The sequence below is a fragment of the Methanospirillum stamsii genome, from assembly GCF_003173335.1.
Classification (GTDB): domain Archaea; phylum Halobacteriota; class Methanomicrobia; order Methanomicrobiales; family Methanospirillaceae; genus Methanospirillum; species Methanospirillum stamsii.
Genome location: NZ_QGMZ01000006.1, coordinates 88,697 through 113,726 on the forward strand (window position 1 = coordinate 88,697; position 25,030 = coordinate 113,726).

At 41.1% G+C, this 25,030-nt stretch carries 20 protein-coding genes and 1 pseudogene; 7 read left to right on the forward strand and 14 right to left on the reverse strand.

The genetic code is table 11. The features are described from left to right. Positions 1-119: 119 nt before the first annotated feature. Together DLD82_RS19420 and DLD82_RS19425 are read left to right on the forward strand one after the other, a co-directional pair. Positions 120-626: pseudogene (locus tag DLD82_RS19420) on the forward strand (AAA family ATPase); the annotation flags it as partial. A gap of 210 nt (positions 627-836) precedes the next feature. Continuing rightward, positions 837-1,409 carry a DUF234 domain-containing protein gene (locus tag DLD82_RS19425; RefSeq protein ID WP_342764511.1) on the forward strand — a complete coding sequence of 191 codons (573 nt, stop codon included), beginning with the start codon at positions 837-839 and terminating at the stop codon, positions 1,407-1,409. Positions 1,410-1,441: 32 nt separating this feature from the next. On the opposite strand, the gene DLD82_RS02220 is transcribed toward DLD82_RS19425, so the two are convergent. From DLD82_RS02220 to DLD82_RS02250, 7 genes are all read right to left on the reverse strand, one after another. Continuing rightward, the gene (locus DLD82_RS02220) at positions 1,442-1,627 is read right to left on the reverse strand and encodes a hypothetical protein (protein ID WP_146199663.1); all 186 of its coding nucleotides are present in this window, start codon (positions 1,625-1,627) and stop codon (positions 1,442-1,444) included. After that, the gene (locus DLD82_RS02225; protein WP_109939478.1) at positions 1,617-2,177 is read right to left on the reverse strand and encodes a hypothetical protein; all 561 of its coding nucleotides are present in this window, start codon (positions 2,175-2,177) and stop codon (positions 1,617-1,619) included. Before DLD82_RS02225 ends, DLD82_RS02220 begins: the two co-directional genes overlap by 11 nt. 24 nt (positions 2,178-2,201) lie before the next feature. Beyond that, positions 2,202-2,705 carry a hypothetical protein gene (locus tag DLD82_RS02230; RefSeq protein ID WP_109939479.1) on the reverse strand — a complete coding sequence of 168 codons (504 nt, stop codon included), beginning with the start codon at positions 2,703-2,705 and terminating at the stop codon, positions 2,202-2,204. Between the two features lie 253 nt (positions 2,706-2,958). Further along, positions 2,959-4,266, reverse strand: coding sequence for an ATP-binding protein (locus DLD82_RS02235; protein WP_109939571.1), 1,308 nt, complete (start codon positions 4,264-4,266; stop codon positions 2,959-2,961). Positions 4,267-4,525: 259 nt separating this feature from the next. Next, entirely contained in the window at positions 4,526-5,731 is a 1,206-nt protein-coding gene (locus DLD82_RS02240) for an MFS transporter (RefSeq protein WP_109939480.1), read from the reverse strand. 53 nt (positions 5,732-5,784) lie between these two features. Further along, on the reverse strand, positions 5,785-6,513 hold the full coding sequence (locus DLD82_RS02245; RefSeq protein WP_342764508.1) for an ABC transporter permease: 729 nt from the start codon (positions 6,511-6,513) through the stop codon (positions 5,785-5,787). Next, on the reverse strand, positions 6,510-7,466 hold the full coding sequence (locus DLD82_RS02250) for an ABC transporter ATP-binding protein (protein WP_109939481.1): 957 nt from the start codon (positions 7,464-7,466) through the stop codon (positions 6,510-6,512). The genes DLD82_RS02245 and DLD82_RS02250 overlap by 4 nt, the downstream gene beginning before the upstream one ends. Positions 7,467-7,856: 390 nt before the next feature. On the opposite strand from DLD82_RS02250, the gene DLD82_RS02255 reads away from it, so the two are divergent. Beyond that, a complete protein-coding gene (locus DLD82_RS02255; protein ID WP_109939482.1) occupies positions 7,857-8,063 on the forward strand; it encodes a CooT family nickel-binding protein in 207 nt (68 codons plus the stop codon). Positions 8,064-8,395: 332 nt separating this feature from the next. On the opposite strand, the gene DLD82_RS02260 is transcribed toward DLD82_RS02255, so the two are convergent. After that, positions 8,396-9,217, reverse strand: a complete 822-nt coding sequence (locus tag DLD82_RS02260) for a hypothetical protein (protein WP_146199664.1) — start codon at positions 9,215-9,217, stop codon at positions 8,396-8,398. Positions 9,218-9,372: 155 nt separating this feature from the next. Then, the gene (locus DLD82_RS02265; protein WP_146199665.1) at positions 9,373-10,251 is read right to left on the reverse strand and encodes a hypothetical protein; all 879 of its coding nucleotides are present in this window, start codon (positions 10,249-10,251) and stop codon (positions 9,373-9,375) included. Between the two features lie 332 nt (positions 10,252-10,583). Between DLD82_RS02265 and DLD82_RS18840 the strand changes: the two genes are divergently transcribed. Continuing rightward, on the forward strand, positions 10,584-13,988 hold the full coding sequence (locus DLD82_RS18840; protein WP_219968290.1) for a hypothetical protein: 3,405 nt from the start codon (positions 10,584-10,586) through the stop codon (positions 13,986-13,988). Positions 13,989-14,293: 305 nt separating this feature from the next. On the opposite strand, the gene DLD82_RS02280 is transcribed toward DLD82_RS18840, so the two are convergent. The 3 genes from DLD82_RS02280 to corA all read right to left on the reverse strand — a co-directional run bounded on the left by DLD82_RS02280 (position 14,294) and on the right by corA (position 17,958). Further along, on the reverse strand, positions 14,294-15,391 hold the full coding sequence (locus DLD82_RS02280) for an adenosylcobinamide amidohydrolase (RefSeq protein WP_219968291.1): 1,098 nt from the start codon (positions 15,389-15,391) through the stop codon (positions 14,294-14,296). A 156-nt stretch (positions 15,392-15,547) separates the two neighbouring features. Further along, complete coding sequence (locus DLD82_RS02285) at positions 15,548-16,678, reverse strand: PKD domain-containing protein (protein ID WP_109939486.1); 1,131 nt, start codon at positions 16,676-16,678, stop codon at positions 15,548-15,550. 230 nt (positions 16,679-16,908) lie between these two features. Beyond that, positions 16,909-17,958 (reverse strand): magnesium/cobalt transporter CorA, encoded by a 1,050-nt coding sequence (gene corA / locus DLD82_RS02290; protein WP_181391206.1) that lies wholly within the window; start codon positions 17,956-17,958, stop codon positions 16,909-16,911. Between the two features lie 880 nt (positions 17,959-18,838). On the opposite strand from corA, the gene DLD82_RS02295 reads away from it, so the two are divergent. The 3 genes from DLD82_RS02295 (at position 18,839) to DLD82_RS02305 (ending at position 22,021) form a co-directional block, all read left to right on the forward strand. After that, entirely contained in the window at positions 18,839-19,924 is a 1,086-nt protein-coding gene (locus DLD82_RS02295; protein ID WP_109939488.1) for a FecCD family ABC transporter permease, read from the forward strand. Positions 19,925-19,941: 17 nt separating this feature from the next. Beyond that, entirely contained in the window at positions 19,942-20,730 is a 789-nt protein-coding gene (locus DLD82_RS02300; RefSeq protein WP_109939489.1) for an ABC transporter ATP-binding protein, read from the forward strand. A gap of 280 nt (positions 20,731-21,010) precedes the next feature. After that, entirely contained in the window at positions 21,011-22,021 is a 1,011-nt protein-coding gene (locus DLD82_RS02305) for an ABC transporter substrate-binding protein (protein WP_109939490.1), read from the forward strand. Here DLD82_RS02305 and DLD82_RS02310 read toward each other — a convergent pair. Beyond that, positions 21,997-23,397, reverse strand: a complete 1,401-nt coding sequence (locus DLD82_RS02310; protein WP_109939491.1) for a tetratricopeptide repeat protein — start codon at positions 23,395-23,397, stop codon at positions 21,997-21,999. The two genes, DLD82_RS02305 and DLD82_RS02310, sit on opposite strands and share 25 nt — an antisense overlap. A gap of 74 nt (positions 23,398-23,471) precedes the next feature. After that, a complete protein-coding gene (gene ppcA / locus DLD82_RS02315; protein ID WP_109939492.1) occupies positions 23,472-24,959 on the reverse strand; it encodes a phosphoenolpyruvate carboxylase in 1,488 nt (495 codons plus the stop codon). Between the last annotated feature and the right edge of the window lie 71 nt (positions 24,960-25,030).

Genomic DNA, 25,030 nt, shown 5'->3' on the forward strand with positions numbered 1-25,030 from the left:
TCACATTAAATTTATCAATCGGATCTATGAGCTCGCATTTCTTGAAGAAAGGTATCGCTCAAAAAACTCTGAATTGCTCATACTCTATGGAAGGAGGCGGGCTTTGAAAGACTGAACTTCTCATCCACTTTTTAGAGAATAAACAAGGAATATACATCCTGGCAACAACGGAATCGGAAAAGGTCAACATCGGACTCTTTGCTAAAGAAATTGGAGATTTCCTTGATGATCCAAATTTTGCATTCGTATCGTATCCATCATTTGAATCACTCTGGACTAGTTTTCTATCACATCAACAGTTTAAGAAAATAGCCTTGGAACAGAGGAAAATTCCTATAATAATTGACGAATTTCCATATCTCATCGAGAGAAACCGAACAATTCCATCTCAATTCCAGCGAATCTGGGATCTGCATATGCGAGATAGTCCGGTGATGCTTATCCTCTCCGGTTCCAGCATCGGTATTATGGAACAGGAGGTTCTTGGATATAAGAGCCCCCTGTATGGGAGAAGAACCGGACAATGGCAGGTTGAACCATTGTCTTTTGAGCATCTCAAGGAATTTCTTCCATGGTCCGGTGTATTCCTTGCCCAGGTATGGTTTATTACAGGAGGAATTCCTGCATACCTTGAATTGTTTGATCCAACCACCGACTTCTGGTCAAATGTTTCAAGACTCTTTCTTACCAAAGGTGCATACCTCACGATGGAGGCAGAATTACTCCTTCAATATGAATTCAGGGAACCTGCAAATTATCAGACTATTCTTAAAGCAATAGCAGAGCGTCATACCTCACTAGGCGAGATAATTCAACAATCTGGTCTTGACCGGAGTATGGTCTCTAAATACCTTTCAGTTTTAATAAAACTTCACATTGTTCGTGAAGAATTACCAGTTACCGCTACTCCGGGGTCCAGGAAACGGAGATACCGGATTTCAGATCCATATCTCTCTTTCTGGTTCAGATTTGTTTATCCGGAAATGACCGCTATAGAAGCAAGGCAGACATCACAAGTTCTTGAACGAATTAAGGATAACTTTCCCAGATTTTCAGGAACACTCTTTGAACTTCTTACAGAACATCTCATCAGAGAAAAAATTTTCTTTCCGGATACCCCCATAAACCAGCTTGGAAGGTGGTGGCACAATGAGACGGAGATTGATCTGGTAGGCATTTCAGAAAGTGAAGATTCTATGATATGTGTTGAATGCAAATGGACAGATCTTTCCCAAAATGAAGCAAGGGTAATCCTCAAAAAACTCGAGGAGAAAAGCCAGATGATCAGATGGAGGAATGACAAAAGAAAGACGATTTATGCCCTGGTTGGAAGAAAAATAGCAGGGAAGAGTGAGATCCGCAAATCCGGATATGAAGTGTATGATCTTTCGGATATTAACCGGATATAGGACACCACAGAAAAAATATGGTAATTTATCTTTCAGAACCGTCCGGATACTCCGATAATGTACAGATCTCCCTCATCACTGAGGTCATCATCTTTCCAGATGGTCCGGACAATCCCTTTGGCCGGTTCCAGGAACTTAATCCAGAGCATAACGGACGAAATACCGGATGCAAGGGACATCCCTACCGAAAGGAAACTGATAAGTAATTCAAGTGTCATCTGTTTCTCCAAATTGCATATGTTCTGAAATATTCAACATTCCGGCCACATCAGAGGCATAGTTAAGTGACTGGTTGGCATCTGAAAATGCCCGTGTAAGGAGTATCCCGGAACCATTGGCCTGTATGAGATATCGTGAAATATCCTCCGGTCCCGGAAGTTTTGCAGAAGAATACACTCCATGTTGCATAAGACCTGATACAGAGGTTTCATGATGCCTTTTTGTCTGATTGTTTTCTGGTTCAAAGATACATAACGGAGGATTCTCATCGTCATTTATCCGGACCGATGAGTATTCATCAATTCCCATAGGGCCTTCTGACGTTGCCATGGTTTTTGCCTGTATTCTCTCTCCGGTCAGTAATTCACGGAGTATCATTGCCGGATCGGTGGTAAAGAGATCCTGCGTAAGTGTTGTGCCCGGACCAAGGACTGAAGAAGAGACCCATGATGCACCTGAACAGACAATGGAAGAAGAGACAGAATCAGCACAGACAAACCCGAAGACAAGGAGAAGAAGAAAGAAGGATAAAACCGCATATCGGTTCATTATTTCTCCAAAAAAAGGCCGGGATCAGGCCAGTTCAGGAACTGTGTCTGCCCAGGTCTCGATGGTGTTCTTGATACTGTCCGATTCAAAACTGCTAATGGAGACCTTATCACGTTTAAAATTCACATTAAATAGTTCTCCTTCTGAAGAATGACATTTCAGGGTTACATTGAATGCATCTTCAGAGCTGTCATGAGAAGCGTTACCTCCCATGGCTGATGCGATGGCCGTATTTGCAAGGATTGTTGCAATGTTTGTGTCAAATCCTCCGGATGTCTTTGCCCGGACAGAAATTTTTCCAACCTGTTTTCCTTCCGTGTTCTCGTAGATGATTGCTCCGGAATAATACTCTGAGCTCTTTAATACCGGCGGAAGAGTAGATCCTCCGGAAATATAGGTTGTGCATCCCCAGGGGTTATCAGTGATGATTGCACTGATGATGGTGTTCATGGCTTCCTTACTTGCGAACGGTGTGGTAAGTTTTCGTTCTACATTCTTTACTACTGATTTTGAGGTAAAATCGGCCATAGTTTTTCCTGTCACGTCATGTGACAGAACAGAATCAGAATCTATGGATATACCTTTTTATCCGGGAAGAAAACCGGCAGAGACATTGTGAGATATTCCGGATCCGGAAGTGTTTTCGCATCCGTTATGAGTGAAATGATAGAGAGCAGTCATTTTTTCACCATCATGATGAATTATACTTGAAAGGACGAAATTTTTTACTGCTTTTGGAGTAATTCAAGATACTTCGGTCAAATATATGCGAACGGGGAGTTCATAGAGATAACAGAAATTTTACGACAGGTTTGCAGTATATGGTAATATCATTGCTTTCAATAACGTCTTCATAATCGTTTGTGAGCAGAATAGATTTTGCGTTTTCATGCCCCTCTAAAGGTATTTTCAGACCAGTCAATTCACGCGATGGAATATCCTGCACCGACATATCATCATACCAGACCTGTATCCGATGGCTGATATTCAGCCCTTCCTTAACAATAAAATCTATCTCGGTTCCATTTTTCGAGAAAAATACCTCTTCATACTGTTGTTTCAGAAAACAGGCAACAACATTTTCCACCTGCCATCCGGAATCTTCGGAAAATGAAAATGCAACACGATTACGAAGCCCGTTATCAATTGCATATGGTTTGAACCCTGAGCGAATAGACTGTTTCAGTGAATACGAAAATCCTGTAATCTGAAACAGCAGGTAACATTCCAGAATTGCAGATATATAATGTTCTGTTTTATCCTGTGAAATTGAGAAATTTTTTTTCAGTTTAGATATACTGGTAGGTCTTGCCACCTGTGTAAGCAGAGAAACGGCGAGATTTCGAAGAGTTGCCACATCCCTGATCTCATACCGGGAAACAATATCCCGATAGAGTATATCATCAAAATAACTTTTCAGAAGAATCTTCTTCTCATTTTCTGTTTTTTTTAGTGTTACTTCAGGAAAACCACCATAAATGAGAAATTCTCCGAATAATTTTCTGATTATTGTTTTTTTACTAATATAATCCAGTTCAGAATCAACACTAATCCCGTGGAACCGAAGGTATTCTACAAAAGAGAGAGGAAAAACCTCGAATGCAACATTTCTACCGGTTAGTTTTGTTCCAATCTCACGAGAAAGTATGGATGCGGATGAACCAGTCACAAAAAATTTGATATCCTCTGTATCCTGTCGACCTCTTACCCATGATTCCCATCCTGCCACCTGTTGAATCTCATCTAGAAAAATCCAGCACTTTCCTTCCGGATATACTCGTTCCCGATACGTGCGATAGATATCTTCAAGAAGTGAGAGAGAATACTCTGATGCAAACAGGGGTTCTTCCATGTTTATCCGCAGGATTGCAACAGATGGAATCCCCATTTTTAGCAATTCCAGAATAACCTGATTGAGGAGTGTGGATTTTCCTGATCGCCGTATTCCTTTCAGAACCAGTACCTCTTTGGAATAGACTTGTTCAAGACAAGCCGAGAGCAGAGAACGAGGAATGCCAGCATCAATAGTCCCGGATATCCAAAAAGGATTATAGGCTGACAGTATTTCAAGTATTTTTGAGGTGTTCACAATTATCACCGATGTAACCTATAATAATGACAATATTTTGACCGACATATCGGTTAAATGTTTCGTGAGTGGAAAAAAAGTTCGTCAATTACGTCATTGTACCTTCAAAAATTGTGAGAATAATGAGGAGGGAACATGCCTATCCGGCCTATAGTGTTCTGATTACAGATTCTCCAAACATTTTTTCAAGATATATTTTTAGTCAGGAAGGGTCAAATGGCTGACCTTTTCACCGAAGTCCCTCAAAAATTTTTAATTTTCAAATTAAACTACATTGGATTTTTTTCCGATTTATGGTCATCATCATAAAGTACACCGTGATAGCGATTGCAAGGAGAAGACCGGACAAAAACCCCATACCATACCCGGATGCAGTAATTATCACCCCGGTCACAAACGGACCGGATGAGTGCCCGATATCCATAATTGAAGACAATGCACCCATAGAGGCGCCCATCTCTTCTTTACGAGCAATATCTGCGATATATTTCGTCGTTGCAACGGTTGAAAGTGACATTCCGATTCCGGATGTGAGGGTGAGAATTAAAAGGAGAATTATCGCCCTACAAAATGGTATCAGAAAGACCGAGAGACCCAAAAGCATGAGACCTGCCATAATCTGGTACCGGGGATCCTGTTTGTCTGCCATTTTTCCGAAAAACGGTTTTGTAAGAGCAATTGAAAGAACCTGCACGGCAAAGAAGATACCAATGAGATATACCTCAAACCCCTGACTTACTAAATAGACCGGAAAAAAGGTCTCAAATGCTCCGAAAATAAAATACGTCCCCATGTCAACATAAGCCGTGGCCCGGAGCCGGGAGTCGGCCCAAAAAACCTGAAGACTTTTCACAAACACGTCAAAGGTCAGGGTTACATCAAGTCCTTTCTTATCTCCGGGAATCCGGAATATGAGCAAACAGACAATAAGACCTGCAATAAAAGCGGCGAGATACACACTCTGGTACCGGAAAAGACCGGGAGTTATCGCAAAAAATGATATGAGCAAACCGCCCACGAGCGGAGCTACGGTCCGGCCATAGAGTGTGGCAGATGAATACTGACCGATTCGTTCACCTTTTGTACTGGAAAACCGTTCGGCTATGATTGCAGATACCACCGGTCCCAGAATCGCCGTTGCCATCCCATGAAAGAACCGGACCGGGATGAGCATAAAGGGATCTGTGATGAAAAGATAGAGAAGTGGAGCGACAAGGAAGACTCCTCCGGCGAAAAGGAGCATACGTCTCCTCCCCAGACGATCAGATATGACTCCGACCGGAAAACTGAGGAGAATTCCGGCAAGGGGCGATATTGCGGATATCAAACCGATGAGGGCATCATTTGCCCCAAGAGAAGATGCATACAGAGGAAGGACAGGGTTTTTTGATATTGTGGTAGAGAATATTGCGAGAAAACCAATAATTGAGAGCTGGACAATGTATGCCCTATCGGTAAGACTCATAGCATAATATAGAATAAATATTCATATAAACCCCTATCGAAACCAAAATTTGATTATAATTTTACTCTCCTAAACATCTTCACATTGATAGACACCACAATTATCGTCAAAATAACGAGGATGAGGATGCTCTGTCCGGGAATGAGCCCGGCGGTTACATCCCGGATTGAATCAATGGCAATACTGAGAGGATTCACATGAGCAGGAATCCGTAACCATTCCGGCATGGAAGAATACGGCATCATTGCACTTGATGTGAAAAAAAGAGGCATCGTAATCATTGCGGTGACTGCTGCATAATTATCATGTTCACCGACGGAAATTGCAAGTGTTGTGGTTATTGATGAGAGCAGGCATCCAAAGAGTATCAGGATAAGATATACTCCGATAATCTGTGCAGGGGAATACACCGGAACACCGAGGAAAAAGGCCAGTACGAGAATGATTGTTGACTGGATAATGCCCCGGATAGTAGTAACAAGGATTTTTCCAAAGAGAATGGATTCACGTGCCGGTGGGAGAGCCATAAACTTATTGTAAAATCCGAGAATTTTATCCATGATAATCAGTGCTCCTCCCTGCATCGATGCCGATAATGTGGTCATTACTAATATTCCAGGAGTGACAAACGCCAGGTAATTATCCGTGAACGTTACCGGGAGAGCCAGCCCGACAAAGATAAGCCATGCTGCCGGAGCCACCAGGGCAGAAATAAACCCCCATTTTCCCCGGAACCAGCGGATGAGATCACGAACGCAATAAATTATGATTGCATTCATCATCTCTTCCCCATCATGTTCCGGAATCTGCTCATGTTTATCGGTCGGGTATCTTCATAATCATCGACAAGATGAAGAAATACGTCGTCCAGAGTTGGTTTTCTTGCATAAAGAGAATGGAGTGTTAACCCCTGGGATAAAACCTCCCGGCGAATCAGTTCGGATGCCATCTGACCATCATGAGCGAGAAATGTAATTTCATCTTCCTGCTGCCCGATGAACCGGATATCCGGGATATTGCTAAAGGAAAAGTTCCCATTTATGGTAGCGACGATGATGTCTCCGTTTATAATGGTCTTAAGTGAAGCAGGAGTGTCACATTTCCGTACCCTTCCCTTATCAATAAAGGCGATCCGGTCACAATTCCGGTCAGCCTCATCCATGTAATGAGTAGTAACAAAAACGGTCATTCCTTTTTTTCTGAGTGAACGGATATGGTCCCAGATCTTTCTCCGGGCAGCAACGTCCAGACCCACGGTTGGTTCATCAAGAAAGAGAACCTCCGGGTCATGAACCAGAGCCTGGGCCAGTTCAAGACGCCTCCTCATCCCTCCGGAGTATGTTTTGACATAATCATCCGCTCTCTCGGCTAAATCCAAAACTCCTATCACCTCATCAGTCATCTCCTTTGGACGGCTGACCCCGTATAATTCAGCAAAAAACCGGACATTTTCACGTCCGGTCAGGCGAACATCAAGTGCCATATCCTGGGGAACATAACTGATCTGTTCCCGGACTTTTTTTGGGTATTTGACAACATCTATTCCACAAACAGATGCTGTCCCTTTTGTCGGTTCAAGAAGCGTGGTAAACATGAGAACAGTCGTGGTCTTTCCGGACCCGTTCGGTCCAAGGAGACCAAAGATCTCATTTCCCACATCAATATTCATTGAATCAACTGCACAGAGATTTCCGTAATAGCAGGTGAGATCCTCTGCAACAAGTTTTGAGTTCATATCTTTCAGTTTTTATTTCATTTTGGATATTGTCACCAAATCAGTTACATTTTCGGTATTGCCTTATTTACCCTCAAACCCGGTGAAAAGGGGATCTGATGGAATACAGGGTAAAAGAAATTTAAATTCCGTACTATAACGAAAATATAATTGAATAATGCCGATTTTCTGTTTGAACCATGTAAAAAATATGAGGTTCAGGCTAATATGAGTATTCAAAAAATTTTGTGTACTTAATTACATAAAATTTACACATTTTCTTAAAAATTTTGTAAATTTTGTTCCACGAAAATCTAAATCACATGCCAGAATATAATTGATCGAAATACTCAATACTATCAAGCGTCCTGGTTGAATAGTGGATTCCAAAAGTACATCAGGAGAATTAAAATGTGTGAATTTAACGTATATCGTGTGGGTGAAAACCCGGAAGACAAAGAACTGGTTGCAAAAGATATTGTTATTGTAAAGTCCCAGGATAACCGTATTGTTCTATTAAATGTCCTTGGTGTGCCGGTATATGTTGAGTCTGTGATAATCCGGGAAGTAAATACCATGACACAGGAGTTAATCCTTCAGAAAACCGATTCTTCTTAAATGGGGGGGTTAAGTGCTTGTATCCGGTTTTACAGAGCCTGCTCACGAAAGATCATCCGGATACGGGAGAATATACATCATTGTGTGTTCGATGTGACGTTTCCCCCTTGTTCTGGTTAAATTAGATAAAGAGCCATTGAAGAACCGATTAAATCTCGGAAAGTATCCTCTGCTCCAAATTTATGGAAGTTATTTTGTGTGATTCTGTTCTTTGTGATGGGCAAGTTCACCAAAATTCCACGGTTTGTTTTATCATCAGGAAGAAAATAATGAACCTTTATGATAAATTTCCATGAAGGTGATAAAAAACATTACATGGTTTTCTTACAACATCAGATGTTTAATCCAGATTCATAGGTTAATTTCTTCTGGAACCTTTCAATGCCACCGGTTACTGATATTGAATCTTTCCAGGTATTCGTCGCAGAGACATTGTTGGATCGTTCCCTGGCTTCCATAATTGAGCCACCAAAGTCAGTTTTTATCGTCCCCATTGCTGGGCTGTTCATATCAGAATCTGGTCTCACTGCAATGAGATAATTAAGTGCTGATGGATATTGTGTGTAATAAGTTACCGCTCGTGCCACTCCTCTGGTTGAGAGTTGTCCGGTGTTGAAATTCAGTAATTTACTGTCTGCTTTGATAATATTGCAAAATGCTGGAAAATAATCGGGATCATTTTCTGCAAATACGCACCTGACATATTGACGTTTAAAATCCCAGTTTCCTGCAACATCCAGAGACCATGATTCTCCTCCTGAAAGATGGGATCCTTCTTTTGTCCGATATGTAAGAACTTTTTCAGTTTGTAGGTTATACCTTGACGTTGCCTTATTTTTTGAATTATACGCAACTTTTTTGCCTATTGCGATGCTTCCTCCTGAACTCCGGAGTGAATCATCCCATTGAAGTATCGCAATGCTCTCAGTTCTGTTCAATATTCCATCGTGAATATGTCCATAATCATATGTTCCATTGACATACAAACGCTGATAATCAATAGTCCAGTCAACAGAACTTTCTTCACTCATTATCCCGACTGCTTTTATTTCAGTATCTATGGTAAATATCTGATTTTCTGCAACTTCACTCGGAAGTCTGTCCGCAATAACGAGAGCACAGAGATTTGTGCAGACAATGAAAATCAGAACCATTAAAAATTTTCTAAAAATGTTCATTTTGTGTCTATTGATGTGAATTCCTTTTTATTAGAGACTAATTGAAAAATAATAATCAGATTTTCAATCAATCCTCTCAGGTTTTTTCTGTAATCAATTAAAAATTTGATTTTCTAAAAAAACCCACTTTACTAGTTACCCTGGTCCATTGAGAGCATTGTCACCAGATGACGGAATATCATGGTTCCTTCAGGCATGGTTTGTTTTCCGGTTATCGAAGAATTTCTCTCAAATGGTTCGGTTGCCGTATGAGAGAGCATTCTTGAGGTTACACCTATACCATCTATCAGGATTAATTCTTCAACTGATTCAACTGGAACATTTGCGATGATATGAGGGCCAACAATTTTTACTTTATATCCGTCATATGTTTTGCCTGCAAAAGTCACAGGCTCTTCAGTTATAGTATAGATCCTTTTTCTTAATTTGGATCCTTCCTTATCCGGATTGTAAGGTCCCCAGTACTCAACCCAGCTCTGACCTTCAGCAAGATGACCACTAATCCATGTACGTGGATACAATGTTCCGTCAACAACATACCAACCGATATTATTTTGTTCATCATTTTCAAGAGGGGTTAAATCAGGATTATATTTTCCTTTCGGGGTTGATGCTACCTGTGCCAGCATGTCATCACCAGTTACCGGGTTTTTCATCTCAATAAGCCATGGCATCGTTTCAAGCCCTTCATGATAAATTGCATATGCTGTCTTATTTGGGAAAAGAGGGGGGTTTTCATATGCAATTATTCGAATTACATGTTCTTTTCCAACACCATACATATCCCAGTCTTTTTCAGTGAACGGACTAAATGCGTGATCTACAAGGGGATATCCAGCTTCAAGGGACAAATTACCAACCCAGGTAATTTTTGGATCCATAGGGTAAGTAGGGAAATAACCCTCTTTCCATTCAGGAGGATTGTCCAAGGTACTTACTTCAGCACTCCCAATACCTACAAAACTTAAGCAGATGGATAAAAAAAAAGTAAAAAGGAATATCGATTTCATACGCTATAATTGGAATATCTTTTATAAATTTATATCGCTGAATCTTATTTGAGTTATATACCTTTTATTTAATATTAATTTGTTTATAATAATTTTACAATTTTATTTGCTGGATTCTACTATCAATACATCTAAATATTATTATGACCTATTATCGATTATCACATAAAGACTGAGATTTCAGAATCGTCTTTTTCCATATATGGCCTTCAATAATTGATGAAATCTCTGAAATAGTCGGGCCATTAGAAATATAAAAAAATCTATTTTTATTGAATCAGAAATTCATCGAAATTATGGTGCGAGAGAAAATAAAACCAGGGGTGGAAAAAATGATATCACGATCATGGAAATTATCAATTACAATAATAACTCTGATAATTTTTTTATTGGTAAGTCCTTCTTGTGCTGATAATAATACTGCGGTTCCTACGCCTGAACCCATAGAATCTGATGACCCTTTTGATTGGAATAATTTGTTGAATGAGGAATATGAGGAACCGGTCAACTGGGAGGAGATGGATATATCAGAATCTCTTGATTGGGAAAAGTCTGTTTCTTCAGAACCAGATCCAAACCAGATTCCTACTCCACCAGATCCTACCCTGGTTGAAAACCATGAATATCAAATTTCAATCGCAAATGGAGCAATATTTGGGGAAGGTCTCAATTCTGATGAAGGTATGTTGGAATTCGAGTCGATATCTTCGATTGAGTCACCAGAAGAAGACATATTTGGTTCATGGGCAGATTTTGATATTGATTTTGAGCTTTCAGTAGCGAATGGAGCAATATTCGGAGAGGGGTTAGTGTCTGAAGAAGGTTCTCCGATAATTGAAACATTTTCCACAATTGAACCGGTTACAATAATACCAATTACAGATGAAGAAACAGAACAAACGAATTTTGAGTTTTCAATAGCAAACGGAGCAATATTCGGGGAGTCTCTCTCCAATTTGGAAGAAGAATTTATGAGTTCCCTTTCTTCAGTGGTATTGCAAGATGAAGAAACCATTGATAAGAAAGATAAGGGGGGTGCCCAGGTTACCACTCCCTCTGGATCCCAGGAGATAACTGATGAAGGAGAGACTCTTGCAACACCTGGTTATGATGGAACGACTGGGACAAAGCCAGGGGCTCAGGTTTTGCTCCCCGATTCAGCGAAGAAAGATAAGGATGAAACCCTTGCCGAATCAAAGGGTGAACCTAAAGGAACTCTCAGTCCAGAGCTGACTACAACTGTTGATTCAACAAAAGACCAGAAAGACGAGAAAGATAAGGGGGGTGCTCAGGTTACCACTCCCTCTGGATCACAGGAGATTACCGATGAAGGCGAGACCCTTGCAACCCCCGGTTATGATGGAACGACAGGGACAAAGCCAGGGGCTCAGGTTTTGCTCCCCGATTCAGCGAAGAAAGATAAGGATGAAACCCGTGCCGAATCAAAGGGTGAACCTAAAGGAACCGTAAGTCCAGAGCCGACTCCAACGGTTGTTTCAACAAAAGACCAGAAAGACGAGAAAGATAAGGGGGGTGCTCAGGTTACCACTCCCTCTGGATCACAGGAGATTACCGATGAAGGCGAGACCCTTGCAACCCCCGGTTATGATGGAACATCCGGGACCAAGCCCGGGGCTCAGGTTTTGCTCCCCGATTCAGCGAAGAAAGATAAGGATGAAACCCTTGCCGAATCAAAGGTTGAACCAAAAGGAACCGTAAGTCCAGAGCCGACACTGACAGGAGAACCTACCGAACAAGTAACTCCAGAACCAACAGTCACAGGAGAACCCACGGATACAGTTAATCCGGAACCGACAGTGACCATAGAACCCACAGACACAGTTAATCCGGAACCTACAAGGACAAAAGAACCTACCGAACAAGTCACTCCGGAGCCAACAGTGACAATAGAACCCACGGATACAGTTACTCCGGAACCAACAGTAACAGGTCAACCCACTGATACAATTACTCCAGAACCTACAAGGACAATAGAACCTACCGAACAAGTTACTCCAGAACCAACAGTGACAATAGAATCCACTGATACAGTTACCCCGGAGCCGACAGTGACAGGAGAAACAACTGATACAGTTACTCCGGAACCGACACTAACAGGAGAACCTACTGAAATTGTTACTCCGGAACCTACAAGGACAATAGAACCTACCGATGTAGTTACTCCAGAGCCGACAGTGACAGGAGAACCCACTGATACAGTTAATCCGGAACCAACAGTCACAGTGGAACCCACAGATACTGTTAATCCGGAACCCGCAGTGACCGGAGAACCCACGGATACAGTTAATCCGGAACCAACAGTAACAGGAGAACCTACTGAAATTGTTACTCCGGAGCCGACAGTGACCAGGGAACCTACCGAACAAGTCACTCAGGAGCCAACAGTCACGGGAGAACCTACTGAAATTGTTACTCCGGAACCCGCAGTGACCATAGAACCCACTGATACAATTACTCCGGAACCTACAAGGACAATAGAACCTACCGAACAAGTCACTCAGGAACCGACAGTGACCATAGAACCCACTGATACAGTTACTCCAGAACCAAAAGTGACAGGAGAACCTACCGATGTAGTTACTCCAGAGCCGACAGTCACGGGAGAACCTACTGAAATTGTTACTCCGGAACCTACAAGGACAATAGAACCTACCGATGTAGTTACTCCAGAGCCGACAGTGACAGGAGAACCCACCGGTGAGGTCAATCCGGAACCCGCAGTGACCGGAGAACCTACTGATACAATTACTCCGGAACCTACAAGGACAATAGAACCTACCGAACAAGTAACTCCGGAGCCGACAGTGACCATAGAACCCACTGATACAGTTAATCCGGAACCCACACTGACCGGGGAACCTACTGAAATTGTTACTCCGGAGCCGACAGTCATAGGAGAACCCACTGATACAGTTAATCCGGAACCTACACTGACAGTGGAACCTACCGACACAGTTACTCCAGAACCAACAGTGACCGGAGAACCCACAGATACAGTTAATCCGGAACCTACTCCTGAAATCCAACCAATAATGACTCCTAAGCCGAATGAAGGATTAATCAGTAGGATAGAAGAAGAGTCTCTTCAAATTGAGCCAACAGAAACGGTATTTGGATCAATTAACCTCATGGAACAACCCGATAATATCAAGATATATATTAATGGAGAACCACAGGGAGAAACCCCATTACTCATTACGGATGTTCATCCTGGAGAATATTTGATAACCTTTGAACATGATGATGGATATGAGGACCAGATTGTTGAGGTTCCTGAAAGTGGTGGTGAGATAAAACCTGAAAAAACTGAGTCCGTTTACAAAATATCAGTTCTTGCAGGTGAAAAAGAATCCTGTAAAGATTGCTGCACAATACAGGAAGTACATGCAAGAACATCCACCCGGGATTATTCAGAGGTCTTTAAGATTAGCACCATTGCAATGAAAACTGATGAGTCTGACAGGATACCCTATACGCTCTATTGGAATGGAAAACCCTGGTATAAAGGAGCCTTGAAACCTGATGTGGATGAAAAATCCGAAGGGTGTGAGCATTGTATGGTGATGGAAGACTATATCAGAGAAGTTACACCACCTGGAACGTTCGAACTTGTATTGGATGATGGACGGTTATGCACCTCTTCGGATAATCAGGGAAGACTTACCTTCTTTGGAATTGAAGGTATTCCCATCACTTCTCCTTTGGACACAGGATAAATCTCTTTTTTGTAATGACGAGATTTCCAGAGAGTAGAGAGATAATAAGCTCAATATAACTTAAGAGCAATAGCCGTACTGTCATTTTTTCATTCAAACTACATCATACCCATTAACTAACGAAAAACTGAAAATTTTTATAGTTTTTTAGGCTCCGGATATTTTTTTTGCCATCAAAACCCAGAGATGAATATTTATCCTTCCAGAGGAATTGTTGCAAATTTCACCGTCTCAACACCCTTTTGTACTATTAATTGTTCTGAAAATTTCATAGAAAAAAGCGAAGATATGATGAATACTCATTTTCACGATATTTTTTTCTTTGCAATCCATGCAATGATTTTTTCCAGATGACTGTCTATTGGCTCATCACTCCGGAGGAGGAATAAAAACTCCTGGTCCGGCATCAATCCACAGATCTCCGGCATAACCCGTAAAATCTTTCGTGCTGCTATTTTTCCTGCCTCTTCAGGTACCAGATTCTGTCTTATCTCATCCATGATGTGAATAACAGCCGTTACTGCAGCAAGAAGGGAAGGTTGTTTTGCAATGTCATGCAATGTAGAAAAAAAGGCCCCCTTATCACCCGGACCCTGCATGGAAAGTGATTTTTCAAAGATATCCTCTTCCGTTATGGAAAAACGCCTGAGCCTGTCAAGGATATTCTGCTCAACGGTATTTCGATCCGGATAAATCCTCTCAAGAATAATTCGAGTGGCCTCGTTTACGGTACTTTTTATCAGATCTTCAATATCTGCATACTCTTTCAGATTTTTCAGAGTATTTTCCAGGTTTTTTTGCGCAATAATTACGATACCATCAGTGCTATATGCTGAAGATTTCCGGCTATCAAGCCGGTGTTGTTTCATTAATTCCATGAAAACGTTTGTTTTCGCTTCAGCAGCAAGTGTTACCGCCCGAACCATATCATGATCGGGTATTTCGGCGCCAATAATAAGGACAATATTTACCGCATCGGAAAAAAATTCCATTGGTTCATCATCAGATTTCACCCGGTGGTCATCATATTTTCCAAATCCTGAGGTGGCAACTGCTGTTATTTCTATTCCATTCATTGAATGGGTAACTATTGCAGCATCTTTTACCGGGGCTCCGGTAAGAAGTCCGGAAGTAATGGAAGGATCTAATTGAAATTTTTTTGAGATTGTTGTAAGGTATGACTCTACGGTCACTCTTTTCAGGTCCGGTTGTGTAAAAGTCTGTGATGGAGGATGGCTGATAATGACTGCACTCACGTCTTCCCGGTATCCCCCGTTAATCCATGAGGTTGATAAGACTGATCGGATTGAGGGAAAACGGATGATAATCGTGTCATCTGCAGATACAATTTCTTCTCCATGAGTTGTCCTGGAATATAGATGAAAATCCGGTTTTTCTGCCATAACTAATTCTTCCACACACATCTAACAGAATAAAATCCTGAACAATGAACCTATCCTAAGATTCTTTTATAGATACAATCAGAAAGAATAAAATTATTACCTGATTGAAAATTGATAAACTTTTATCAATTAAATAAAAAAGAATGAATAAAAAAATTATTTGCTTACCACAACATCCCAGGATTTTTCGTCCAGGATAGTAGTGTAATTATCTTTATCCCTCAATTGGACCGCCACGGTGTATGTCCCCGGATCATAATAATTATACGTAAACGTCGGTTCTTCGGTCCAGGCTACCGGTTGTCCATCAAAGAAAGCTTCACCCATATCCCAGGAATAAGATGGATTTGCCGGAGGATTGTTTGTATTCAGGGTAAAGGTAATATCCTGTCCGGCGGTAGGTGCTGATGGAAGATACGACAATCCGGCCAGAATACCCCCTCCGCCGGAAGGTGCAGATATCGTAAACGGATGGGAATACAGAAACTTTCCATCTATGTAGATGTTGGATGTCCAGGTACCAGGATTGTTGGCCGGTTCCCATCCGGCTATACTAATGTATGAATAGAGCGTATATGTCTCCCAATATTCAAAATTCTGTTCTGCCGGATCAGAAACGGTCATTTTTGAAGTGTAATGCTCATTTCCATTTGGATCTTTCCAGATTATGTTGACGGCCTCTCCCCCATATACTGGCCCTAATTTGACCCATGTATATACCGTTTGATCAGTTGTTGAGAAGGCTGACTTCCTATCCGTGTTGAGATAATTATCATCAACTAAGGATGTAGTGGTATAATCAAGGATTGGGATTGGAAATGCTGCCGACGGAGTATATACCTGTCCGGTCGGGCCAAAGTCATAGGTCCAGCCTGAAGGAAGTGGTGCTGCTCCGGTTCGAAGGAGCTGAACCGTGCTTCCATCATACGAGATGGTAAATGTTCCCTGCTGGGGATACCCGTCTGCAATGGTAAGCTGAGTACCACATACAGAATCGCCCCCGGTCCAGGTTCCGGTGATTGTTCCGGACCCTTCCCATGATCCACCGGCCAAAACTCCGTTAAGTGTAAGGGTTGTACTGGTAAGCCGGATATTGCTCTCACAAATGCCTGGTTTTGACAGGGTACCGGTTACCGCAGTTCCGGTAATTGCGAGGTTCATTGTAGCCGGCTGATCATCATACGTGGCAACTCCGGAGTAGGCAAAATTGGCATCTGCTGCATTAACGGCATTGGCCGATAAAATACCCATTATGCTGCAAATCAGGATGAATAACCATCTGTTCATTCCTCTCACCTCATATTTATACCTGAAGATGAAGTTATAAACATATATAGTTAGTGCTCAAAAAAATCGCGATTATTAGAGATATCCGGAGTTTTTTTTAGGATGCAATCTTGTACAACTGCAACATAAGAAAACGAACAATTCAAGTTATTAGAGCCTGTTTTCATCTAACATGGAATGCCCGGAATCAGAAAAAAACCATTCCCTTCACCAATACCAATTAACCGGAATTATATCCATTTTTTCCATTTGAATAGTATTACCATGAAACTTGCGATGAAGGTCATCATGGACATAATCAGAATATGCCCGTCAGGATCATTTATTCCAGGCAAAAAGGTAAAATTCATACCATAGATACCGGTAATAAACGTCAGGGGAATAAAAATAACCGTAATCACGGTAAGTGTCCGGACAATATCATTAGTCCGGTTGGAAATTGATGAAAGATAGATTTCCATTATTCCTTCGGCCATTTCCCGGTGCATGTCAAGGTCTTCAGTGATTTTTATGACGTGATCATAAACATCCCTCATGAAAACCCGGGTCGTATCTTTCAGAAAAACAGATTCAGAGCGTTCAAGGTGCATAACCACTTCACGTAATGACCAGACCTGTCGCCTGAAAGTAATAAGATCATGCCTGAATGATTGTATTTCCCGGACTATTTCCGGATTTGGATTTTTTAAAACCTTATCTTCCAAGGTTTCTGCTGATTCTTCAATCCTTTCAAGAGCATAAAAAAAGGAATCTACGATTAAATCAACCAGGGAATACATCAGATAATCAATTCCATTTGATCTGAACTTCCCATTTGGGTGCGTAATTCGTTCTCTTATAGTAGAGAAGGGATCTCCGGATTCTGAAACAGAGATTAAAATCCCATTTTTTACGATGATATTAATTTTTTGTGAATACCATTCCTCTTCAGGAGAATTAACCATTTCAAGGACAATAAAAAGAGAATCATTAAAATCCTCTATTTTCGCCCGACCCTTTGTATTAAAAATATCTTCAATAATGAGAGGATGTAAAGCAAGTTTTGAAAAAAATCTGTTCAGCTGATCAATATCACGGAGTCCTGATACATGTATCCAGGTGATCTGTTTTTTATCAGGGTGTAATTCAATGGTATCAGGATCCAGATGAGATAAAACCTGAACATTTTTGTCATCATACCAAATAATCGAAAAAGTTGTGTTATTCGCTTCCTGTTTTCCGATATAAATGGGTACACCCGGAGGATAACCGGATTTTACGGAAATATATTTTTCATGCACCTGAAAGACACCCTGAAAATGAATGTATCTGAATTTTTGGTTTATGAGGTTTTATGTTTATCTGGAATAATCTCTCACCTTTTTTTTCTGGAAGGAAAGAACAATCTCTTCCCTAACACTAAAAACTGAATTTTTTGAATTTATGTGCAGACCGAGGTTTATTATATTTATGGACACAATACAAGAAAATTCATAACAAGTTAGAGCATAATTAATAATAGTACTACATTAATGAGACTCTCTAAGAGGTGGATGTACAACCAGAGAGAAGAAAAATTCCGATTTATGCAGTTATTCATTCAATATCCGGGCAGTATTGATTTGGTCTCATACTGTTACACCTCTTGCGCACTTCCATACACTCCGCATTGCTGTCCGGACATATAGAAATAGGATTTTATTATTTTCCCGTTGAATCCTCTGTTTAACGATTTTTTGAAGATCTGACCCGCAGATTTATACACATATCAAATGAATTGTGTTTCGGATATCATTTCACAAAATTATTATTCTATCTGAACAAATTTGAAAGTTATACTACTGTAAGGGTCGCCTGAAGAAGTGATAGTATATGCACTGGATATTAAAACAGAATAGGAATTCCAAATGGTTTATCGTGATAGGGGTAATCCTGTCAGATACCAAATTCTTATGAACCCTTTACAAAAACATCTCTTTCATTAAATTCATAAAAACCCTCCCGCATCTTTAAAATGTTACTGAAAAACTCATAATTTCATCGGTAATACAATGTTGCAAAAACAAATTTCAGGTGTCGTTTGTGTGCTGAAGAGTGATTTGAACTTTAAAACCAATATTAGCTCCTTCTTTGGCAGATAGATTGTTAAATATTAGATGAACTCCTGGTAGAAATATACGAATGAAAAATCCTGAAAATTCAACCATTACCTTATATCTTTGCGGAAAAAAGCATAAACTCATAATCCTCTTCTCTCTTCTTGTACTCCTTTTCATGACCTCCATTTATGCTCTTAATTCCGGATCATACCATCTTTCTTTTGATAGGATATGTACAATCCTTTACCAGGCTATGGTAAATCCCGGACTCCTTGAAGGAACACTCTCTGAAAAGATTGTTATTATTGATTTTAGATTGCCTCGGGCTCTTTTAGCAATCTTCACAGGAATAAGTCTTGCAATTGCCGGTTGTGTGATGCAGGCATTACTCAGAAATCCCCTGGTTAGTCCCTTTACCCTCGGACTCTCTTCTGCTGCATCATTTGGAGCAGCAATCGCAATAGTTTTCGGAGGAATGTTCATGACCTTCATTCCGGAAGAATTCCAAAACGGAGTGATTATACTCTGTGCATTTCTCCTTGGATGGCTATCAGTTCTTATTATTTATGCAATTTCAAAGATGAAAGGATCATCCAGTGCAACGCTCATTCTTGCCGGAGTTGTAATCGGATATATCTTCACCGCTGGGGTTATGATCCTAAAATACCAGACCAATGATGAGAAGCTCCGGGAGATTACCCTCTGGCTTATGGGAGGGATGTGGGGAGCAAACTGGGGTGCAATTATAATTATCGCTCCAATAACTCTGTTATGTCTCCTATATCTCGAATCTCTGGCCTGGGATTTAAACAGCCTTTCTGCAGGGGATGATATTGCAAAAAACCTGGGAGTAAATGTAAACAGGCTCCGGATAAAGGGGCTATTTATCTCTACCCTTGCAGCATCGGCATGTCTTGCATTTACCGGAATAATTGGGTTTATTGGCCTTATGGGCCCTCATATTGGTAGAATGCTGATAGGTAATGATAACCGGTACCTGATACCCTGTTCAGCACTTCTTGGAGCACTTATTCTCCTGATTTCAGATACTGCAGCACGGACAATTATGGATCCAGTTGAAATTCCGGTTGGTGTCATCATGTATGTTATTGGGGGTATCTTTTTCCTATTTCTCATATTGAGAGGCAAACACCGAATGATAACATAACAGGAGAGAAAACAGACATGACACTGAGGATAGAAGATATTTCAGTACGATATGGAAAAGTTCAGGTTCTCTCCGGAATCAATTTTTCACTTGCAAAAGGTGAGATTGTCTGTATCATCGGTCCGAATGGATCCGGAAAGAGTACCCTTATCAAAACCATTGCCGGAATCCTGGAATCATATTCGGGAAATCTCTTCATGAAAGATAAAAATTTCCTGGAGTTTTCACGCAATGAAATCGCCAAAAAAATCGGGTACGTTCCTCAGGAATTTCATTACCTGACCTCTGCATCAGTTCTTGAAGCAGTAATACTAGGAAGACGTCCGCACGTGCAATGGTCACTAAGTCCTGCAGATCTTAATAAGGTTCATGAAGCAATGCAGATGCTCAGTATCGATTTAATGTCAGAAAAAATGTTAACCGAACTATCCGGAGGTGAAAGACAACGGGTCTTTATTGCCCGGGCATTAGCACAGGAGCCGGAATTTTTCCTGTTTGATGAACCAACCAGTGCTCTTGATATCAGGCATCAGATAGAGGTATTCGAGATAATGAAAACTATCACCAGAAAGGGAGCAGGAACAGTCCTTGTTGCAGTGCATGATCTCAATTTTGCCTATCATTATGCTGACCGGGTGATACTACTCGATAAAGGAAAAATTGTTCAAATGGGCACAGCTCCGGAGGTCATGACTGAAGAGAATATCACATCTGTGTACGGAGTTCCCATGAAATTTATTACAACAGGTAAAGGCCGTTATGTATTACCAGACTGGCCTCTGGCAGGAGAAAAAAAGGAGAGTTAAGTAAAAGTGGAATAAATGAAATCTGGCCAGAATACTTAATCAGATACCCGATTGAAACCTATCATCTCAAAGAAATACGAAAGCCCTTGTGCTGAAAACATTGGAAAAACCGAACCTGAATTCAGTCAGGGTTTATAGATTTACATATAAAATGAACCCGAAAATTAGAATGGGATGAATAACCCTTCTTGTAGTGCATACATTCAGGTTCATAAATACAATTAAAAAGATCACTTTTTGTATTTTCGTAACAACTAATAATTATTCATAGGTAAGTGGTATGATGAATAATGTATATCGTTTTCTTTTTATCCTGGGATTTCTATCATTTGGGGCAGTAATTATTGTAGGTTCTGCAGAGGTGACCTTTACTGATAGTGTGGGAGAAACAATCACCCTCCCTCATAGTGTAGAACGGGTAATTGGTCTGAATAGTGATGCAGCAGAAGCAATGGTTGTCCTAGGTTCCGGAGACAAAGTCATCGGAATTACAGAAAGCACCCTGTCAGATTCAGCATTGATGAGTCATCTTCCAAATGCAGTGAGTGTCGGGAACTGGCAGACACCTTCTGTTGAACGGATACTTGAATTAAAACCGGATGCCGTCATCTCATATTCCAGTTCCAAACCAAAGAATGCAGACCAGTTAGAGGCTGCCGGAATTAATCTCATCTATCTTGACTTTTATAAATTCAACACATTAGAACATGATATCAGTGCTATCGGGACCATGATTGGTGCAGAAGAGAAAGCGGATGAGTATATTTCCTTTATGAAAAAATGGGAGGATGAAGTAACTTCACGTATAGGAAATATTTCAGGAGAAGAGATGCCTACTGCATATATCGAAGGATATTCCGAGTATTCAGCTCAGGGAAAAGACAGCGGTATTGACATTCTTATGAATCTCGCCGGAGGTAAAAACCTCGCTGCTTCGCTTGGAGAACAGTGGCCAAAAGTTACTCCGGAATGGGTTATCACTGAGAATCCATCAGTAATTATCAAGACCGCTTCCGTGAAACCGGATAAAACACTTGAGCAGGTACGGGAAGATGTACTCACCAGACCCGGATTTGAATCCCTTAATGCAATAAAAGAGAAAAATGTCTATGTTCTAAACGGAGAACTTATTTATGGTCCCCGTAGTCCTGCAGGTTTAATGTACCTAGCAAAAGCTCTTCATCCGGAAGAATTCAGTGATGTAAATCCGGATGATGTACTAAAACAGTATGCAGATAATTTTGTATCCGGGATGGAAGAAGGAGACTATTTTGCACCGTTAGCCTTCTGATACTCTTCTATTTTTTCCATCGCTTTTTTGATATTTTCTATTGCAGAGACAAGGTGAGCATTTTCAACCTCTTTTTCTCCAAGGTCAGAGGCCTCAATCGCTTTTTCAGAATAATCCACAACTTTCTCAATTAAACCGGTTATCTCATGAATAGTCCGGGCTGATTCAGTTGCCTCCGGAGAGAGTGAATATGAGGTATATTTTATCGTATAATCGTATATCAGATCCAGAACGGTCTCAACTTCGTCTGATACCAGGGCATACTTGTGATCCTGAAGAGCAGATCGTAAGACTTTCAGTTCATTATCTGCCCTTGACAGCATGGTAGTGGTAACAGCGAAAAATTCTGCATCATCGTAATTTTCAGGCAGATTTTTTGTATCTAATATCTCTTCAGGAGTTAAAATTTCCACCGGCTCCGGGGGAATGGTGGACGTATTTTCTATGACCGGACTGAGGCTCCCATCACTCGTTGGTATTACCGTTACAGGAGTGGAAATTGGTTCAGAAATTTGGTCATACATCGGTTCAGGGCTATAATACTCCGGGCTCTCCATGAAAAACCCGGCATTCCAGAGAAAAATCCCCGCTATCAAAAGAATAACCAATGCTGCCAGTGAAAATATCAATGGTTTTATCGGAATAGAACTACCTGGGGGACTGTTTTCTTCTTTTCCTTCTTTCTCTCTCGTTTTTTCCTTTTCTTCTTCCTTTTCTTCTATTAATGAAAACGTATCTGCATACGGATTTTCTAAAAACCCTAACGAATCAGGCTCTTTTTTATTGTCTTCTAAACCTAATTGTCCATCATCAGGGGATCCACCTGGCAAAACACCCAGGTCATCAATATCCGGAGTGGATGTTTCATCCCGGAGTGATACTTTTTCTGATTGAAGAAATCCAGGTTCTTCTTTAATTATACTGCCAGGAGCAACTGACGATTCATCAGAAGAAAAAACTTCAGAACCCTGTGAGATCTCCCATTGGTCATCAAGGACATACTCCTCATCTTCTTCAACCTGAATAAGATCATCAGGTTTTGTATGCAATTTTAGAAATTTGTCAATTACAACTTGCCGGGTGCCTTCTTTTGAATGGATATACGTGGATTCATCAATTTCAAAGGTATTGGATAATTGAGTAAGGATTTTCTCTCGGTTCTTTTTACACACCGGATTGTCAGGATCCAGCCGTACAGCGGCATCAATGGCAGTTAATGCCCGGGTATTATCTCCCGATTTCGAGAGTGCTACTGCAAGAGCGTTCCATACCTTCAGGTTATCCGGCTGCTCCGTACTGGCAATTGAGAGCAGGTCTCCTGCTTTTTTATATTCTCCTTTCCGGAATAACAAAAGACCCTTTTCAAATGAACCCATGTTTGTAGTGAATGGTATGTTGTGACAAACTTAATAGATAACCAAACCGGACCCCGGAAAAAATATCAGGGAAATTATCCCAGGAATTTTCTTATAACTGCTGCCCGGATGATCAGATCATGGACGGTATCAATCCGGCATGATGTTACTGCCTTTTCTATCTGACCGGAAAGGGCCATATGCTCCGGATGAGGTTCATAATCAACCCAGTCAGGAAGAGCCTTTTTGAGATCTTCCGGAAGATACGTAGAGTCGGGATTTAAGTATCTGCAGGCATCTTTCAGATCATCAGAGATATACCGGTAATTTTCAAGGATGAAATCTCTGTCATTGTCTGTCAGGACATTGAGTCCGAGAATTTCCGGCGGAATACCAATCGAATACAACGCAGCAGTAACTGTAATGGCACGGGGAAGAGATACTCCTCCCATGTTTCGCGAGTACCCGAATAAACCAACATGCAGTTTTCTTTTTCTCCGGCTGGGTATATACGCAGCAACCCGGTTGATAAGAGGAGCCAGACTCTGGATCTGTTTCTGGTATCCTTCGGCATACCGGTCAATAAGGGGAACAGCATACGTCTCATCAATCTCCCTGGCCGGAGGTACCTCACGTTCTTCAAGGAACCTGATTGCATTTACTGCATCATCCAGATTGGTATCATATTTAAATGCAGACTGGATGGTAAACGTATGAGCACCTGCATACTCATCGGTAACCCGTTTTACCGTATCCGGACGTAAATTTCCCCTGAACGGTGCAGACCCTGCCCCAATAATCGGAAATATGGGAATCTCCGTCTCTTCTGAAAGGAGACGAAGACGCCACAGACCTATCTTATTCAGAAGGACTGCACCAATGAGTCCATAATTCACTGCCGGATCTGACCGGGCGAAAAATACCCGCTGATAGTCAAGTTCCTTGTCCTGGAAGTAACGTTTGAGAATGGAATCTGCGGATAGAATTCCATCCCGGTCCTCAAAAAGCGGGATGACCCGGATTTTATCCGGATGAAAAGGCCCAATCCAGTCGGCAATGGTCATATCACGACCACCTAGTCTCTTATGCTGCTGGCCGATGACAAAATCACAATAATACTGGTAAATATTGTCGATTGATGTAAACGAAGTAGTCATCGGGAGAATGACTTCAAAAATTGGTGCCAGTTCATCTCCATAAAAGTGATGGGCAACATCATATGAACGGGGAATAGACCCCAGTGTTTCAAGGAGGATTTTTGCTTCGGTCCGTTCAATCTCCGGGTTTGGGACACGAAGGGTAAGGAAAAGATCCCGGCCCAGGTGATGCTCCTTGAAATATTCCCGGTACCTGGAAAGAAGTTTTTTCACGACGTAATTATCCACTTCCTTTCCTTCACAGTCCCACATCTGTTCAGTGCATCCCAGGTGTGAGTATACATAATAGGCTTCTTTTACTTCATCTTCGCCGTTAAGTTCGATGTTTTCAGTAAAAAATGGAGTATGGACATTATCCGGGTGCTGGGTGCTCATCGTCTTTGGTATTTTTGGTATCTTCGGTAAATTACCATACTTATCTTTCATATGTTTTCAGAATAGGTTAGCACTATTCATGCATCATTCTTCTGTTTTATTAATTACAGATGCCCAATGCT